Genomic DNA, 15,758 nt, shown 5'->3' with positions numbered 1-15,758 from the left:
GTCAGCAGTTCGAGGGATTCCGGGCGGTTTCGGCTCTGTTCGACGTCGGGCTGTGGTGGGGGCCGGTAAGTAAAACTCACCGGAAATCGGGCGCCGACCGCCCGTAGGCTGGGGGCATGACCACGACGGGGGAGATTCACCGAGCCGCGGCCGGGGGGCCGTGGTGGTGGGAGCGGCGGCGCGGTGCCGTGCTTGATGTGGGGCTCGCGGCGGCGTCCGCTGTCGAGTGTGCGTTCGAGGGGGTGCCGTTCGCCCACAAGGCCGGGCTGCCGGTCTGGACGGGCATCGTCTTCGGGGTGCTGACCGGGGCGACGCTGCTGCTGCGGCGGCGCTGGCCGATCGCGGTGGTGCTGGTCTCGGTGGCGGTGACCCCGGCGCAGATGGGCATCATGCTCACGGTCGTCGGCCTGTACTCGCTGGCCGCTTCCGAGATGCCGCGCCGGATCATCGGGTCGCTCGCCTGTATGTCGTTCGTCGGGACGCTGATCGTGTCGGTGGTGCGGGCGCAGCAGGACATGGTGCACAGCGACCGGTTCCAGGTGGGCGGGTGGTTCGTTCCGTTCGTCGCCATCACCACCTCGCTGGGCGTGACGGCGCCGCCGCTGCTTCTCGGTCTGTACGTGGGTGCGCGGCGTCGCCTGATGGAGAGCCTGCGGGAGCGCAACGAGTCGTTGGAGCGGGAGCTGTCGCTGCTCGCGGAGCGGGCGGAGGAGCGGGCCGAGTGGGCGCGCGGTGAGGAGCGGACGCGGATCGCCCGGGAGATGCATGACGTGGTGGCGCACCGGGTGTCGCTGATGGTGGTGCACGCGGCGGCGTTGCAGGCGGTGGCGCGGAAGGACCCGGAGAAGGCGGTGCGCAACGCGGCGCTGGTGGGGGACATGGGCCGGCAGGCGCTGACCGAGTTGCGGGAGATGCTGGGCGTGCTGCGGTCCGGGGATCCGGTGCCGGAGCGTGGCCTGAGCGTGCCGCTCGCGGCGGTCGGGGTGGCGGCGGCAGCGGCGGCGTCCCGGGCGGAGGCGGAGGAGGGGCCGGCGGACGGCGGCCCGTGCCTGGCCGACCTCGACGAGCTGGTGGGCCAGTCACGGGAGGCCGGGATGGTCGTCGAGATGACCGTGGAGGGGGATGTGCGTGAGTATGCGGGGGCGGTGGAGCAGACCGCGTACCGCGTGGTGCAGGAGGCTCTGACGAACGTGCACAAGCACGCGGCGGGCGCGAAGACCTATGTCCGCCTGGCGCACCGCGCCGCCGAGGTCGCCATGCAGGTGGAGAACGAGCCGCCGCCGGTGCTCGCGGACGCGTCGTCGGCAGGTCTTCCCTCGGGCGGGAACGGCTTGGTCGGCATGAAGGAGCGGGTGGCGGTGCTCGGCGGCGTCTTCGTCTCGGGCCCGACGGATGCCGGGGGTTATCGGGTGTCGGCGGTGCTTCCGGCGGCGTAGGCCCTCTGCGGGCCGGGCGACGCGGGTCGGCTGGGGCCGGGATGGCTGGGGCTGGGGCGGTCGGAGCCGGGTCGGCTGAAGCCGGGTCGGTCGGAGCCGGGTTGGTTGGAGCCGGGTCCTGGGAGCCGGGTCGGTCGGAGCCGGGTTGGTCGGACCTGGGTCGGCTGGAGCCGGTTGGTCGGAGCCGGGTTGGCCGGAGCTGGGTTGGCTGGGGCCGGGTCCTCGGAGCCGGGTCGGTCGGAGCCGGATCGGTCGGAGCCGGGTTGGCCGGAGCCGGGTTGGCCGGAGCCAGGTCGGCTGGAGCCAGGTCGGCCGGAGCCGGGTCGGCCTGAGTTGGGGCGGTTCTGGGTTGTTGGGTTTATGTTGCCTGGAGTCTGGCCGGCTGGACGCCTGTCGTCAGGGTTTCCAGGGCGCGGTCGATGTTGGGGCCCAGGTACCAGTCGCCGCTGTGGTCGAGGGCGTAGACGCGGCCCTCCGTGTCGATGGCGAGGAGCGCCTCCGTGCCGGACTCCGCGCCGAGCGGGGCGACCTCCGTGTCCAGAGCGCGGCCGAGGTCGCCGAGGGTGCGGGCCATGTGGAGGCCGTGCAGCGGGTCGAGGTGCGGCTGGACCGGGGCGATCTGGCGGCCGGGCCCGGTGGGGGTGAGGTGCAGGCCGCCGAACTCCGCCCAGGCCTCGACCGCCGCCGGGAAGACCGCGTGGCGGTGTCCGGCGGGGGAGACGTGGGAGCGCAGGGCGTCCGCCCAGAACTCGGCCTGCTTGATGTCCCAGCGGCCGGGCTGCCACCCCGCGGCCCGCAGCGCGGCGTCGACGGGCACGGTGAAGCGGGTGCTCGACGTGCGGTCCGAGAGGGCGGTGGAGGGGGAACTCTGGGTGGGCATCAGGGGGCCGTCTCGCTCTCGGCTGTGTCTGCGGAGGGGTCCACCACGCGTACGCCGAAGTGGGCCGTCAGCGCGGCGCAGGCGCGGCAGGGGCGGGCGAAGCCGCCGTGCAGCGGGTCGCCGTCCTCGCGGATGCGCCGGGTGGTGAGTTTGGCGTGTTTGAGGGCTTTGCGGGCCTCGCCCATGGTCATGGGTCTGCGCCGGGCGCGCTTGGATTTCTCGGTGCGTTCGGCGTCCGTGGTGACGAGGTGGCGTGAGATGAGGATGGCCTCGGCGCAGCGTCCGGTGAACCGGTCCCGCTGCGCACTCGTCAACGTGTCCAGGAAATCCTGCACCAAAGGATGCAGCGCGGGCGGCAGTTCGCCGCGCGCGGCGGTGGAGGTGAGCGTGGCGCCGCGCACCGAGAGCGCGGCCGCGACAGCGGGCAGGATGCCGTCCCTGCGCCCGCGAAGGACGGGTACGTCGATGGCGTCGGCCGCGCTCCAGCCGACGCGCGGGTCGTTGCCGGACGCCGCGTCCGTGACCGCGGACGGCCCCGCGGTCGTCTCTGCGATACCGCTGTTCATGTAGTGCTTCCCCTCCTGCAATCCCCCAGGTTGCCTGCACAGAGTGCCAAACGGGGCGCCGGGTGCGGAAGCCGGTACCCGCCGACACGCCCGATCGTCACGGGGTGGTGACACGAGGGTGACTGCTGGTCATGGAACCGGACGCCCGGTGACCGGTGCCGGACGACCGCATAGGCTGTCGTTGTCCGCGATCGACACGGGCCGGGAACAGTCCACGAGTTCGGCACCCGTTCGGCCGCGGTGAAGCAGGTACCCGTCAACAGCGCCGCAGGGGGCAACCGCCATGACGACAGGTCGGCTCGGGCAGCAGGCCGCGCCGCCGAACGCGGCTTATGCCGGGCAGGTAGTGAACTTCCCTGACCCGGTCCGCGCCGCCCGGCACCCCCGAGGGGTACGGGTGGACGGTGACGGCTATCCGGATTTCTCGGCGTACGCGCGCGCGGCGGCCGAGATCGCGGAGCCGCCCCAGGGTTTCGGCGTCGACGAACTGCGGCTCACGGACTACGTGTCGGCCAACGCGGCGCTCGCCGCGTCCGGCCACGAACTGTGGGACACGATTCCGGCGGTGGCGACCCCGCACGGCTGGACCTGGCACCACGTGCGCGGCTCGCGCCGTCTCGAACTCGTACCGGTCGAGGTCAAGGCGCTGCTGCGGCACCACGGCGGGCTCGCGACGGCCGCCGTCGACCAGCACAAGCGTGGCACCCGTCCCCTCCAGGACACCCGGCCGGCCCACTTCGGCCTGCCCAAGTCGTCGGTGGCGGTGACGGAGCAGCAGGTCCTCGGCGTGGAGGAGGACCTCGGCTACCGGCTGCCCGGCGCCTACCGCTCGTTCCTGAAGGCGGCCGGCGGCTGCGCGCCCGTCGGCACGGCGCTCGACGCCGAGCTCGGCCTCCTCATCGACCAGCCGTTCTTCACGGTCCGTGACGAGGCCGCCGTCAATGACGTGGTCTACGTCAACAAGTGCCTGCGCGACCACCTGACCAAGGACTACCTGGCGGTCGGTTTCGTGCAGGGCGGCATCCTCGCCGTGAAGGTGCGCGGTGTCAGGGCCGGTTCGGTCTGGTTCTGCGCGTACGACGACGCGCGGGACGGCGGCGGCACGGCCGCCCTGTCGGTCGCCGAGCGGGTGGAGCGGCTGCTCCTGCCGTGCGGTGACGACTTCGACGTGTTCCTGTCCCGGCTGGCCGGCAACCCGCCGGAGCTGGAGACGGTGGCGAACCTGATGGTGGACGGCGGTTTCGCGAGCGCCGTCCCGGTCTCGACGTACGCGGACGAGGGGTGAAGGTCCGATGGTGACGTTCGCGCAGGCGCAGGAGCGCGCCGAGGAATGGATCAACGGCGATGTGCCCGGCTACCAGCAACGCGAGGTGCGGGTGCGGGAGTTCGAGCTGGGCTTCGTCGTGTGGGCGGAGGACCGGGAGAACGGCCCGGTCTCCGACGGCGGCCGGCAGCGGCTCGTCATCGCGCGCGACAGCGGCGAGGCCACGCTCTGGCCGTCGCTGCCTGTCGGTGAGGTGATCCGGCGGTACGAGGAGGAGTACGGGCTGCCGGAGGTCCCGGCGCAGCCGGTGGCGCCCCGGGCGCCGGAACGGGTGGATCTGAACCAGACGTCGTTCCTGCTCAGTCCGCCGGAGTGGTTGCAGGAGGCGGCGGACAAGCTGGGCATCCCGGACCGCCGTACGCCGAGTCCGTCGGCCCCGGCCGCTCCGTCCGCCCCGGCGGCTCCGGCTGAGCCGCGGGACGCCGTGCCTCATGTGCCCGACGGTGCGACGCCCTGGGCCGGTACGGACACGAACGGGGCCGGTGACGAGGAGGACCGCTCGGTGCCGCTGCCCGAGACGGTGTTCTCGCCGCCCCTGTCCGAGGACACGCCGCCGCCCGGTGTCACCCCGGACGCGAAGACGGCCCTGATCTCCGGCGGCAGCCAGTTGCCGCGCACGCAGATGGCCCCGCCGCTCGACGACGCCCCGGACCAGCAGCGGCCCCCGGCGACTCCCGCGACCCCGCCGCCGGGTGCGCCGTTGCCGCCCGCGGTCCCGGGCACGCCGCCCCCGGGCGCGTCGCAGTACGGGTATCCGCAGGGCCCGGTCGGCGGCGCGAACACGCCTCCGCCTCCGGCCGCGCCGGGTGCCCCGTTGCCGCCGCCGGTGCCGGGTTCGGCCGTGCCGCTCACGCCTCCGCCGGGGTTCACGCAGTACGGGATTGAGCAGGGCACGCCCGACGGCGTGCCCGCACCGGGCGCGCCGTCCCACACGCCGCCTCCGGCACCGGGTGCGCCGTTGCCGCCCGCCGGGCCGGGTACGCCGCCTCCGGGTGCCCAGCAGTACGGGTACCCGCAGGGCCCGGGCGCGCCGGGCGCGTCGTCCCACACGCCGCCTCCGCCTTCCGCGCCGGGCGCCCCGTTCCCGCCTCCCGCGCCGGGTTCGGCCGGGCCGGGTACGCCTCCGCCGGGACAGCAGTACGGGTACCCGCAGGGCGCTGGTGCGCCGGGCGCGCCCGGTGCCTCGTCCGCGCCGGGCGCGTCGTCCCACACCCCGCCTCCGCCTTCCGCGCCGGGCGCCCCGTTCCCGCCTCCCGCGCCGGGTTCGGCCGTGGCGGGTGCTCCGCCTTCGGGGGCCCAGCCGTACGGGTACCCGCAGGGCTCGGGGGCGCCCGGCACTCCGCCTCCGCCGCCCCCGGCCCCGGGTGCCAACGACATCGCCGATGTCGCCACCAGCAAGGCGCAGGGCCCCGGACGCGGGGACGGGCCGGGGGCGCCGCCGCCTCCGCAGGCGCCCGGGGTGCCCGGGGCGCCGGGTGGGCCGGCCGGTGGGTACGTGCCGACCCAGCTGGTCTCCTCGCTCGGCCCGGACGGGCAACCGCAGCCGCCGTCGCAACCGTCGCCGCCCGCCGACGGCGTGCACCACGCCGCCACGATGCTGGCGGGTCCTGCCGTCGGTGGCCCGGGTGGCCCAGGTGGTCAGACGCCGCCCCCGCCGGGGCCGCCCGGCGCTCCTGGCGCTCCCGGTGCGCCGCAGCCGCCGCCCGCGCCCGCGCCGCCCGGCGCCACGCCTCCGCCCCCCGCGGGCGGCGGTGTGCACCACGCCGCGACGATGCTCGCCGGACCGGTGCCGCAGGGTCCGGGAGGACCCGTGCCGCCGCCCGCGCCGGCGCCCCCGGCCGCGTACGGCTACCCGCAGCAGGGCGGTCAGCCGACCGTCGGACCCGGCTACCAGGCCGTGCTGCGCTACCGCGCGCCCGACGGCTCCGAGCAGCAGCTCATCCGGCGTTCGGCGCCGGGTACGCCGCACCCGGAGTGGCAGATCTTCCATGAGCTGCGCGGCATGAACGTCCCGCCGGACCAGGTGCTCGAACTCCACACGGAGCTCGAGTCCTGCGCGCTGCCGGGCGCGTACTGCGCACGGATGATCAAGGAGCAGTGGCCGCAGGCGCGGATCACGTCGATCGCGCCGTACGGCACCGATCACGCGTCGCGCCAGCAGGGAATGCAGCAACTGATCGCGCATCAGGGCGAGTTGCACCAGGTGGCCGACGGCCCGGCGCGTCCGGCGCCGGTGCGGGCGCCGCTGCCGCCCGCGCAGCCCTCCCCGCCGGTCCCGCCGGAGGCCATCGCGCAGGAGTTGGCCGGGGCGTTCGGTCCCGGTGTGTTCCGGTTCGACCAGCGGGCGGTGTCGCGGCAGGGCGTGCCGGACATCGTGGCGCACACGCTGGTCGTGGCGGGGCTGCCCGCGGACTTCGGGCCGTTCTTCTGGGCGCAGGCCCAGCCGGGCCGTCCGGTGCCGACGCTGGCCGAGCTGGCGCAGGAGCGCGGGGTGCAGCCGGCGTCGGACGCGGGCTCGTACCTGGTGATGGGGAGCGATTTCGGCAAGGCGATCTGTGTCCAGTACGGGACGGCGCACATCGTGGCCGTGCCCGTGGAGGCCGGACCGGGCGGCGCGCCCGTGCCGCCGCAGTTCGTCAACACCGGCCTTCCGGAGTTCGCGCGTTCGCTGGGGCTGCTCGGCCGGATGTGGCGGCTGCGCTACGGCCTCAACCCGGAGCAGGCGGGCCGCTGGACGGTCGACTTCCAGGCGCAGCTGAACGCGATCGACCCGGTGGCGCTCGGCTCGCCCGAGACCTGGTGGTCGGTGCTGCTCGAACAGATGTGGGACGGCCTGCTGTAGTCGGCTGAGCCGTACCCGATCGGGGCGCTCGACCTGCGGAACCGGTCGGGCGCCCCGATCATGCGCTCATGGCAGCGACACGGAGGCGGACCGGGGCGTCGGGCAGGCGGCGCTGGCCCAGGCGCGTCCTGGTGACCCTGCTGTTCGTGCTCGTGCTGCTCGTCGGATACGGCGCAGGGCTGTATTTCTGGGCGGATCAGCGACTGCGGACCACCGAGGCGTTCGGCGACGACAGCGACCGTCCGACGGGCGGCAAGGGCACGGACTGGCTGCTCGTCGGTTCGGACTCGCGCGCGGACCTGACGCCCGAACAGCGCAAACAGTTGCATGTCGGCAATGATGGTGGTCTGAACACCGACACGATCATGATCCTGCACTACGGCGACAGCGGCCCGTACCTGGTCTCGATCCCGCGCGACTCCTACGTCCCGATCCCGGGCCACGGCCGGGGCAAGATCAACTCGGCGTACTCGATGGGCGGCGCGAAGCTGCTCACCCGCACCGTCGAGCAGGCGACGGGGCTGCGCCTCGACCACTACGCGGAGATCAGCTTCCTCGGCCTGGTCGACGTCGTCGACTCGATCGGCGGCGTCCGCATCTGCGTACCGGACGGTGGTCTGCGCGACGAGAAGTCCGGCGCCGACTTCGACGCGGGCTGCCAGGACATGGACGGGGTGCAGGCGCTGCAGTACGCGCGGGCCCGCTACTCCGACCCGCAGGGTGATCTGGGCCGCGTCAAGCGCCAGCGTCAACTCGTCGACGCGATCGCCGACAAGGCGCTCGGCCCGTCGGTGGCGCTGCCGCCGTGGAAGCTGATCCCGTTCGTGCGCACCACCCTCGACGCGCTGACCGTAGACCCCGGCACCGGCGTCGGCGCCCTCGCCTCGATGGGCCTCAAGGTCCGCGACCTGGCCGGGACGGCGACCGTGCCGGTGGCGAGCGAACCGTACGTCCCCGGGGCGGGCGACGTCGTCGAGTGGGACCGCGACAAGGCGCGCCGGCTCTTCACCGCGCTGAAGGACGACACCGCGATTCCGACTTTCGACTCCAAATGACGCATCCTTGACCGAGTAGGTCGGGTGGATGTGTCACCTGTGACGTGTGTGCGTCGTGTGTCGTGGTATCGGCGCCCGCGCCTGATCCATCAGGATGTGCGCCGATCGCGTGTTTTCGCGGGGATCGCGCAGAAGGGATCGAGATGAGCGGTGCAGGAGCGTCGTCGTCGCCGTACGGGTTCGTCGTCGTACGGGGCCGTGGGTACCGCCCCGAGCAGGTGGAGGCCGTCGCCGCCGAACTGTCCGGGGCCCGTGACGACGCGTGGGAACGCGCCGCGCGGCTGACCGTCCTCGCCAGGGACATGGAGGCGGAGGCCGAACGGCTGCGCGAGGTCGTCGCACACCTCGCCCCGCAGACGTACGAGACCCTCGGCAAGCGCGCGCAGTATCTGCTCGAGCTGGCCGAGGAGGAGGCCGTCGCCGTCCGGCAGGAGGCGCACAGCCAGGCGAACGCCGTGACCGAGGCCGCGGCGGAGGCGGGCCGCGCGACGCGCGACGCCGCCCGTGCCCACGCCGACGAGGTGCGCGGCGCGGCCGAGGAGTGGGCCGGGCGCCGGGAGCGGGAGACGCGGGCGCACGCCGACGAGATCCGGGTCGCCGCGCGCCGCGACGTGAAGGAGGTGCGGGGCGAGTCCCTGGCCCTGCTGCGCGAAACGCGGCGCCGGGGCGAGGCCGCGCTCGCCGAGCAGGCCGAGGAGCAGTCCGAGGCGGCCGAGGCGTTCGGGCGCGAGGCCGCGGAGTGGGTGGCCGCGGCGGACGCGCGGGAGTCGCTCGCCGTCACCGAGGCCGGGGAGCGGCTCGCCGCGGCGAAGCGGGCGTACGCGGAGGCGGGCGAGGCGGCCCGGCACCGTCAGGAGGACGCGGAGGCCGCCGCCGGGGAGCTGCTCGCGCGGGCGCGGGCCCGGGCGGAGGCCGTCGACCGGGAGACCGAGCGGATACTGCGCGACCACGAGGAGACGCGGGACGGGCTGCGGGCCCACATGGATCATGTGCGCAGCTCGCTGGCGACCCTGACGGGACGGGCGCCGGCGGAGTAGTCCCGGTACCCGCTCACCGGGACGCGGGCGGGCGCCGGCCGTCACCGGCACGGCGCCCGGCCCTGCCGGCAGGTTTGCGACGAGTGCTACTTTGCAAAGCCTTCGGGCAAGTGTCGGGCAGGGACGAGGAGTTGGCGCGCGATGGGTGAGGGGCTGCTGCCGGAGGTCGAGCGGGGCGCCGTGCGGCGCATCACGGTGGTCGGCGAGGAGGTGCTGCACCGCCGCTGCGAGCCGGTCACGGACGCGGAGTTCGGCACGCCGGAGCTGGCGCGCCTGATCGACGACATGTTCGCCACGAACCACGTCGCGCACGGCGCGGGACTCGCGGCCAACCAGGTCGACGTGGACCTCCAGTTGTTCGTGTGGGACATCGAGGACGACTGGGGCGTGCGCCACGTCGGCCACATCGCCAACCCCGTCCTGGCCGAGGAGCCGCTCGCCACCCGCAGGCTCGTCGAGGAGATGGAGGGCTGTCTGTCGGTCCCCGGCCCGTACCGGCCGCTGGCGCGCGCCGATCACGCCGTCGTCCGGGGCCGGGACAAGGACGGCCGGGAGCTGGTCGTCGAGGGCCGCGGCTACTTCGCCCGCTGCCTCCAGCACGAGACGGACCATCTGCACGGCCGCCTCTACATCGACCGGCTCGGCAAGCGGGACCGCCGGGAAGCGCTGCGGGAGATGGGCGAGCTGCGGGACGGGGTCTTCGCCCGCCGTGCGGCCGTCGCCGAGCGCCTGGGCAAGTGAGCGTCCGCCGCTGAGGTCAGGGGCGGTCGGCGCGCCGGGGGTTACCGTTCCGGTGCGGGATTCGGCTGCTGAACGGCCCCGGGGTCTGTCTGCTGGACGGCCCTGGGATCTGTCCGCCGGACGGCCCCATGATCTGTCTGCCGTACGGCCCCGGGATCCGTCCGCCGGACGGCCCCGGCCAGGATCCACTCCTCGACCGCCTCGTAGCGCCGCCGCTGCTCGGCCGCGCTGCGCGCCGGGGTGAGGACCGTGCCGAGCCAGCCGAAGAGGAAGCCGAGCGGGACGGAGACGATCCCCGTCGTCGTGAACGGGAACCAGTTGAAGTCGTGGCCGGGGAACGCCGAGCCCGGGGAGCCCGAGACCAGATTGGTGCCGGTCATCAGGGCGAGGCAGACCGCCGTGGAGCCCAGGAGCGTCCACATCAGGCCCGCGCGCGTGAAGCGCCGCCAGAAGAGGCTGTAGACGAGGGCGGGGGCCAGGGCGGAGGCGCCCAGGCAGAAGGAGAGCGTGACCAGGGGCTGCAGGTTGCGGTGCTGGACGAGGGTGGCCAGGACGATCGCGGGCGCGCCGACCGCGAGCGCCGTGATCCGCACCGTCCGCAGCTCGGCCCGCTCGCCCAACTGCCGCCTGCCGTACGCGAACACGTCGTGGGCGAGGGAGTTCGCGCAGGCCAGGATCGCGCCCGCCACCGACGCGAGCAGCGTCAGGAACAGGGCCGTGGTGACCGTCGTGAACAGCAGCGCCTCGGTCGTGGACATCGTCGGCCCGAACGCGGCGCGCGCGCCGAGCAGGTACGCGGTGTTGCCCTGCGGGTGCGCGGCCGTGATCGCCGAGCGGCCGAGCAGCGCCGTCGCGCCGATGCCCACGACGGAGACGATCAGTGCGAAGAAGCCCACCGAGGACACCGCCCACGTCATGGAGCGCCGCACCTCGCGCGCGTGGCGGGCCGTGTACATGCGCATCGTGACGTGCGGCAGGCAGGCCGCGCCGAGCACCACGGTGAGCTGGGAGCTGATCATGTCCATCCGGGGGAGGGGGCTGTCCGTGAACTCCATGCCCGGTTTGAGGTAGGCGCTGCCCGCGTCGCTCTGGCGTGCGGCCGTCGCGAGGAGGGTGCCGGGGTTCCAGTCGAACCGGTGCAGGAGCAGGCCCGCGACGACCGTGCCCGAGCCGAGCAGCATCACCATCTTCACGATCTGGATGACGGCCGTGCCCTTCATGCCGCCGATCGCCGCGTAGCTGATCATCAGCGCGCCGAGGGCGACGACGCAGCCGGTCTTGAAGCCCTGGCTGGTGAAGCCGAGGAGGAACGCCAGCAGGTCGCCGGTGCCCGCCAGCTGGACGAGCATGAGCGGGACGAGCGCGGTGAGCGTGGTGGCGCAGGCGGCGATGCGCACCGCCCGGCCCGGCATGCGGCGGGCCAGCGCGTCGCCCATGGTGAAGCGGCCCGCGTTGCGCAGCGGTTCGGCCAGCAGGAACATCAGGAGCATCAGGCTGAGTGCCGTACTGAGGGCGAGGACGACTCCGTCGTAGCCCGTCAGGGCGATGATGCCGCCGGTGCCGAGGACGGTCGCGGCGGAGATGTAGTCGCCCGCCACGGCGAGCCCGTTGCCCATCGGGGAGAGACGGCCGAAGCCCGTGTAGAACTCCTCCAGGTTGTCCCGGTCGGGGCCGGTCACGATGCAGAGCAGGAGGGTGACCGTGGCGACCGCGGTGAACGCCACGAGGGACATGGACTCCGCCGAGGACCCGTTCACGCGCGCCTGCCCTGCTGTCGCAGCCGGTGGGCGAGCGGGTCCACGCGCCGCCGGGCCGTGTACTCGTACAGGAACAACGCCACGCCGGTGACCGGGAGTTGGCACAGGCCGACGAGCATTCCCGTGGAGAGGCCGCCGGTGACGGCGCGGTTCATCAGGGCCGGGGCGAACGCGGAGAGCAGCAGGAACAGCGTGAAGTGGCCCAGCGCGGTGAGCGTGGCGACGCGGCGCTGCCAGCGGTACGCGGTGCGCAGCAGCACCAGGTCGTGGCTCGGCCCGCCCGGTGGGGGCAGGTCCGGGTGGCGCGGCAGCCGGTGGGCCGGGGCGCGGTGGGCATGGGCGGGGTGCGGCATCCCGTTCTCCTTGCGTGGCCGGAGCCGTACGGGGAGGCGGAACGCTACTCGGAGGTAGGGGGGTTGGGGAGGGGGCGCGCATACCGATCGGTCGGGACGGTTCGGAGCGGCCGGTGGGGGCGGTGGGCGGAGGCGACCCTGAGACGGAGTCCATCGAAGGGTGCAGCTCCCCTAGGGGTCCCTCCGTACTTCGGACCGGGGGCCGTTCGTCCCCGTGGAGGAGGAGGCGGCCGGGGGTTCTTCCTACCGTCAGGGGGTGGGGTTTTCCCCCGGGAAAGACGGTGACTTCCACCAGGGCGCCCGGGGCCCCGCATCACCAGACTTGGACGTACCGCAGAGCACTGCGGGGTCGGGAAACCGACATGTGACCGACATAGGAGAACACCGTGGCATCGGCTGTGACCATTCCCAGGACCGGGGGCACTGGAGAGCGTACGGCCGTTGCCGCGCGGGCGCGGCAGGTCGTGAAGGCGTACGGGGCGGGGGAGACCCGGGTCGTCGCGCTCGACCACGTGGACGTGGACATCGCCCGCGGGCGGTTCACCGCGATCATGGGCCCGTCGGGCTCCGGCAAGTCGACGCTCATGCACTGCCTGGCCGGGCTCGACACGGTGACCTCGGGCCAGATCTACCTGGACGAGACCGAGATCACCGGCCTCAAGGACAAGCGGCTCACGCAGTTGCGCCGCGACCGGATCGGCTTCATCTTCCAGGCGTTCAACCTGCTGCCGACCCTGAACGCCCTGGAGAACATCACGCTCCCCATGGACATCGCGGGCCGCAAGCCGGACCGGCAGTGGCTGGACCGCGTCGTGGAGACGGTCGGGCTCGCCGGGCGGCTCAAGCACCGGCCCACCCAGCTCTCCGGCGGCCAGCAGCAGCGCGTCGCCGTGGCCCGCGCGCTCGCCGCCCGGCCCGAGATCATCTTCGGCGACGAGCCCACCGGCAACCTGGACTCCCGGGCCGGCTCCGAGGTGCTCGGCTTCCTGCGCCGCTCCGTGGACGAACTGGGGCAGACCATCGTGATGGTCACCCACGATCCCGTAGCCGCCTCCTACGCCGACCGCGTCCTGTACCTGGCCGACGGCCGCATCGTGGACGAGATGCACCGCCCGACGGCCGAGGCGGTCCTGGACCGGATGAAGGACTTCGACGCCCGGGGACGTACGTCATGAGCGCCAACACCGTGCTGAAGACCTCGCTGCGCAACTTCGTCGCGCACAAGGGCCGCATGGCCCTCTCCGCGGTCGCCGTCCTCCTGTCGGTGGCGTTCGTCTGCGGGACGCTCGTCTTCACCGACACGATGGACAAGACGTTCGACAAGATCTTCACGGCGACCGCGGCCGATGTCACCGTCAGCCCGAAGGACGCCGACACGGAGGGGACCGCGACCGGTCGCCCCGAGTCGCTGCCCGCCTCCGCGATAGCCGCCGCCGGCAAGGTCGACGGCGTCAAGTCGGCCGAGGGCGCGATCAGTTCGATGAACGTGACCGTCGTCGACTCGCACAACAAGAACATGGGATCCGAGACCGGCGCGCCCACCATCGCCGGCAACTGGACCAGGAACGACCTCCGTTCCATGGAGATCACCTCGGGCCACGCCCCGCGCGGACCGACCGAGACCATGATCGACTCGGACACGGCGGACAAGCACCACCTCAAGCTCGGCGACGAGCTGCGCACCATCACCGCCACCGGCGACATCAAGGCGAAGATCGTCGGCGTCGCCGACTTCAAGGTCACCAACCCCGGCGCGGCCGTCGTCTACTTCGACACCGCCACCTCCCAGCGTGAACTCGTCGGCGCGGCCGGCCGGTTCACCGCCATCAACCTCGTCGCCGAGCCCGGCGTCAGCAACGCCCAACTGAAGGCGAACGTCGCCGCGGCCCTCGACGGCCCGTACAAGATCCAGACGCAGAAGGAGGCCGCGGACGCCAACGCCGCCGACGTCTCCTCCTTCATGGACGTCATCAAGTACGCGCTGCTCGGCTTCGCCGGGATCGCGTTCCTCGTCGGCATCTTCCTGATCATCAACACGTTCTCGATGCTCGTCGCGCAGCGGACCCGGGAGATCGGCCTCATGCGGGCCATCGGCTCCTCCCGCAAGCAGATCAACCGCTCGGTGCTCGTCGAGGCGCTGCTCCTCGGCGTCGTCGGCTCCGTGGTGGGCGTCGGCGCGGGGGTGGGTCTCGCCATCGGCCTGATGAAGCTGATGTCGGCCGCGGGCATGGACCTGTCGACCGACGACCTCACCGTCGCCTGGACGACCCCGGCGATCGGCCTCCTCCTCGGCATCGTCGTCACCGTCCTCGCCGCCTACCTGCCCGCCCGCCGGGCCGGCAAGGTCTCCCCGATGGCCGCCCTGCGTGACGCGGGGACCCCGGCCGACGGCAAGGCCGGTGCCGTACGCGCCGTCCTCGGCCTCCTCCTCACCGGTGGCGGCGGCGTCGCGCTCTACCTCGCCACGCAGGCCGACAAGGCGAGTCAGGGCGCTTCGTGGCTCGGGCTCGGCATCGTCGCCTCGCTGATCGGCTTCGTCGTCGTCGGACCGGTCCTGGCGGGTCTGGTCGTCCGGGTGATCAGCGCGGTTCTGCTCCGCTTCTTCGGGCCCGTCGGACGGATGGCCGAGCGCAACGCGCTGCGCAACCCGCGCCGCACCGGGGCCACCGGCGCCGCCCTGATGATCGGGCTCGCGCTCGTCGCCTGCCTCTCCGTCGTCGGTTCCTCGATGGTCGCCTCGGCCACCGACCAGCTCGACAAGTCGGTCGGCGCGGACTTCATCGTCGAACCCAGCAACGGGACGATCACGCCGCAGGCCGCCGCGTCCTTGAAGAAGGCCGCCGGGACGGGGGTCGTCTCCCACGTCACCGAGGTCAAGTACGTCAAGACGACGCTCACCACTCCGTCGGGAAGGAAGGAGAAGGAGGAACTGGTCGCGGCCAGCCCGTCCTACGCGCAGGACCTGCGGCGCGAGGCGACCTCCGGAGCGCTCGCGGCGGCGTACGGCGCGAACTCCATGTCGGTCGGCTCCGACTTCGCGGAGAAGAACGACGTCAAGGTGGGCGACACGATGACCGTCGCCTTCGAGCACGGCCGCACCACCAAGCTCAAGGTCGCCGCGATCACCTCCGACGACACCGTCTTCGACAAGGGCGCGATGTACACCAACATCGCCACCGCCACGCGCTATCTGCCGGCGGACCGGGTGCCGCTGAACGGGATGATGTTCGCCAAGGCCGCCGACGGCAAGGACGACCAGGCGTACGCGGCGCTCAAGAAGTCCGTCGCCGCCGACCCGACCGTCAAGGTCAAGGACCAGACCGACTACAAGGAGTCCCTGAAGGACCAGATCGGCCAGCTCCTCAACATGATCTACGGCCTCCTCGCCCTCGCGATCATCGTCGCGGTGCTCGGCGTCGTGAACACCCTCGCCCTCTCGGTGGTCGAGCGGACCCGCGAGATCGGCCTCATGCGCGCCATCGGCCTCTCCCGCCGCCAGCTGCGCCGCATGATCCGCCTGGAGTCGGTCGTCATCGCCCTCTTCGGCGCGCTCCTCGGCCTCGGCCTGGGCATGGGCTGGGGCGCCACCGCCCAGAAGCTCCTCGCCCTGGAGGGCCTCGGCGTCCTGGAGATCCCCTGGCCGACGATCATCGCGGTCTTCATCGGCTCGGCCTTCGTGGGCCTGTTCGCGGCGCTGGTGCCGGCGTTCAGGGCGGGCCGGATGAATGTGCTGAACGCCATCGCGACGGACTGACTTCGTCGTTCCG

General features: G+C 73.1%; 12 protein-coding genes. 8 read left to right on the top strand and 4 right to left on the bottom strand.

All coding sequences use genetic code 11. From position 1 onward, the window contains the following. Positions 1 to 116: 116 nt before the first annotated feature. Positions 117 to 1,436 carry a sensor histidine kinase gene (locus ACH4RC_RS24260; RefSeq protein WP_398204412.1) on the top strand — a complete coding sequence of 440 codons (1,320 nt, stop codon included), beginning with the start codon at positions 117 to 119 and terminating at the stop codon, positions 1,434 to 1,436. A gap of 358 nt (positions 1,437 to 1,794) precedes the next feature. Here the strand turns inward: ACH4RC_RS24260 and ACH4RC_RS24255 are convergent, their stop codons facing one another. Continuing rightward, a complete protein-coding gene (locus ACH4RC_RS24255; RefSeq protein ID WP_398204410.1) occupies positions 1,795 to 2,316 on the bottom strand; it encodes an SUKH-3 domain-containing protein in 522 nt (173 codons plus the stop codon). Continuing rightward, positions 2,316 to 2,882, bottom strand: a complete 567-nt coding sequence (locus tag ACH4RC_RS24250; protein WP_398204409.1) for a YwqJ-related putative deaminase — start codon at positions 2,880 to 2,882, stop codon at positions 2,316 to 2,318. Before ACH4RC_RS24250 ends, ACH4RC_RS24255 begins: the two co-directional genes overlap by 1 nt. A gap of 283 nt (positions 2,883 to 3,165) precedes the next feature. Here ACH4RC_RS24250 and ACH4RC_RS24245 point away from each other — a divergent pair, with 283 nt between their 5' ends. From ACH4RC_RS24245 to def, 5 genes are all read left to right on the top strand, one after another. Continuing rightward, on the top strand, positions 3,166 to 4,167 hold the full coding sequence (locus ACH4RC_RS24245; protein ID WP_398204406.1) for an SMI1/KNR4 family protein: 1,002 nt from the start codon (positions 3,166 to 3,168) through the stop codon (positions 4,165 to 4,167). Positions 4,168 to 4,174: 7 nt separating this feature from the next. Next, positions 4,175 to 7,048, top strand: a complete 2,874-nt coding sequence (locus ACH4RC_RS24240) for an SUKH-4 family immunity protein (RefSeq protein ID WP_398204405.1) — start codon at positions 4,175 to 4,177, stop codon at positions 7,046 to 7,048. A 68-nt stretch (positions 7,049 to 7,116) separates the two neighbouring features. Next, positions 7,117 to 8,103: an LCP family protein gene (locus ACH4RC_RS24235; protein WP_398204403.1), complete on the top strand. Its 987-nt coding sequence runs from the start codon at positions 7,117 to 7,119 to the stop codon at positions 8,101 to 8,103. 143 nt (positions 8,104 to 8,246) lie between these two features. Continuing rightward, positions 8,247 to 9,140 (top strand): cellulose-binding protein, encoded by an 894-nt coding sequence (locus ACH4RC_RS24230; RefSeq protein WP_398204400.1) that lies wholly within the window; start codon positions 8,247 to 8,249, stop codon positions 9,138 to 9,140. Positions 9,141 to 9,281: 141 nt separating this feature from the next. Further along, positions 9,282 to 9,881, top strand: a complete 600-nt coding sequence (gene def, locus ACH4RC_RS24225) for a peptide deformylase (protein WP_398204398.1) — start codon at positions 9,282 to 9,284, stop codon at positions 9,879 to 9,881. A 41-nt stretch (positions 9,882 to 9,922) separates the two neighbouring features. On the opposite strand, the gene ACH4RC_RS24220 is transcribed toward def, so the two are convergent. Next, positions 9,923 to 11,614 (bottom strand): cation acetate symporter, encoded by a 1,692-nt coding sequence (locus tag ACH4RC_RS24220; protein WP_398204682.1) that lies wholly within the window; start codon positions 11,612 to 11,614, stop codon positions 9,923 to 9,925. Positions 11,615 to 11,634: 20 nt separating this feature from the next. Continuing rightward, positions 11,635 to 11,991, bottom strand: coding sequence for a DUF485 domain-containing protein (locus tag ACH4RC_RS24215; RefSeq protein ID WP_398204395.1), 357 nt, complete (start codon positions 11,989 to 11,991; stop codon positions 11,635 to 11,637). 386 nt (positions 11,992 to 12,377) lie between these two features. On the opposite strand from ACH4RC_RS24215, the gene ACH4RC_RS24210 reads away from it, so the two are divergent. Both ACH4RC_RS24210 and ACH4RC_RS24205 read left to right on the top strand, forming a co-directional pair. Beyond that, complete coding sequence (locus tag ACH4RC_RS24210) at positions 12,378 to 13,166, top strand: ABC transporter ATP-binding protein (RefSeq protein WP_398204394.1); 789 nt, start codon at positions 12,378 to 12,380, stop codon at positions 13,164 to 13,166. Then, the gene (locus ACH4RC_RS24205; protein WP_398204392.1) at positions 13,163 to 15,745 is read left to right on the top strand and encodes an ABC transporter permease; all 2,583 of its coding nucleotides are present in this window, start codon (positions 13,163 to 13,165) and stop codon (positions 15,743 to 15,745) included. The genes ACH4RC_RS24210 and ACH4RC_RS24205 overlap by 4 nt, the downstream gene beginning before the upstream one ends. Positions 15,746 to 15,758: the final 13 nt, after the last annotated feature.

This window comes from Streptomyces sp. NPDC016845, assembly GCF_044332585.1.
In the GTDB taxonomy this organism is placed as follows: Bacteria; Actinomycetota; Actinomycetes; order Streptomycetales; family Streptomycetaceae; genus Streptomyces.
Note: the sequence above shows the minus strand (reverse complement) of the source record. Positions and strands in the feature narration are given on the sequence as shown.

Bases quoted from the DNA above. Each gene is read 5' to 3' on its own strand.
- ACH4RC_RS24260 (WP_398204412.1), top strand. From the start codon at position 117: ATGACCACGACGGGGGAGATTCACCGAGCCGCGGCCGGGGGGCCGTGG.
- ACH4RC_RS24255 (WP_398204410.1), bottom strand. From the start codon at position 2,316: ATGCCCACCCAGAGTTCCCCCTCCACCGCCCTCTCGGACCGCACGTCG.
- ACH4RC_RS24250 (WP_398204409.1), bottom strand. From the start codon at position 2,882: ATGAACAGCGGTATCGCAGAGACGACCGCGGGGCCGTCCGCGGTCACG.
- ACH4RC_RS24245 (WP_398204406.1), top strand. From the start codon at position 3,166: ATGACGACAGGTCGGCTCGGGCAGCAGGCCGCGCCGCCGAACGCGGCT.
- ACH4RC_RS24240 (WP_398204405.1), top strand. From the start codon at position 4,175: ATGGTGACGTTCGCGCAGGCGCAGGAGCGCGCCGAGGAATGGATCAAC.
- ACH4RC_RS24235 (WP_398204403.1), top strand. From the start codon at position 7,117: ATGGCAGCGACACGGAGGCGGACCGGGGCGTCGGGCAGGCGGCGCTGG.
- ACH4RC_RS24230 (WP_398204400.1), top strand. From the start codon at position 8,247: ATGAGCGGTGCAGGAGCGTCGTCGTCGCCGTACGGGTTCGTCGTCGTA.
- def (WP_398204398.1), top strand. From the start codon at position 9,282: ATGGGTGAGGGGCTGCTGCCGGAGGTCGAGCGGGGCGCCGTGCGGCGC.
- ACH4RC_RS24220 (WP_398204682.1), bottom strand. From the start codon at position 11,614: ATGTCCCTCGTGGCGTTCACCGCGGTCGCCACGGTCACCCTCCTGCTC.
- ACH4RC_RS24215 (WP_398204395.1), bottom strand. From the start codon at position 11,991: ATGCCGCACCCCGCCCATGCCCACCGCGCCCCGGCCCACCGGCTGCCG.
- ACH4RC_RS24205 (WP_398204392.1), top strand. From the start codon at position 13,163: ATGAGCGCCAACACCGTGCTGAAGACCTCGCTGCGCAACTTCGTCGCG.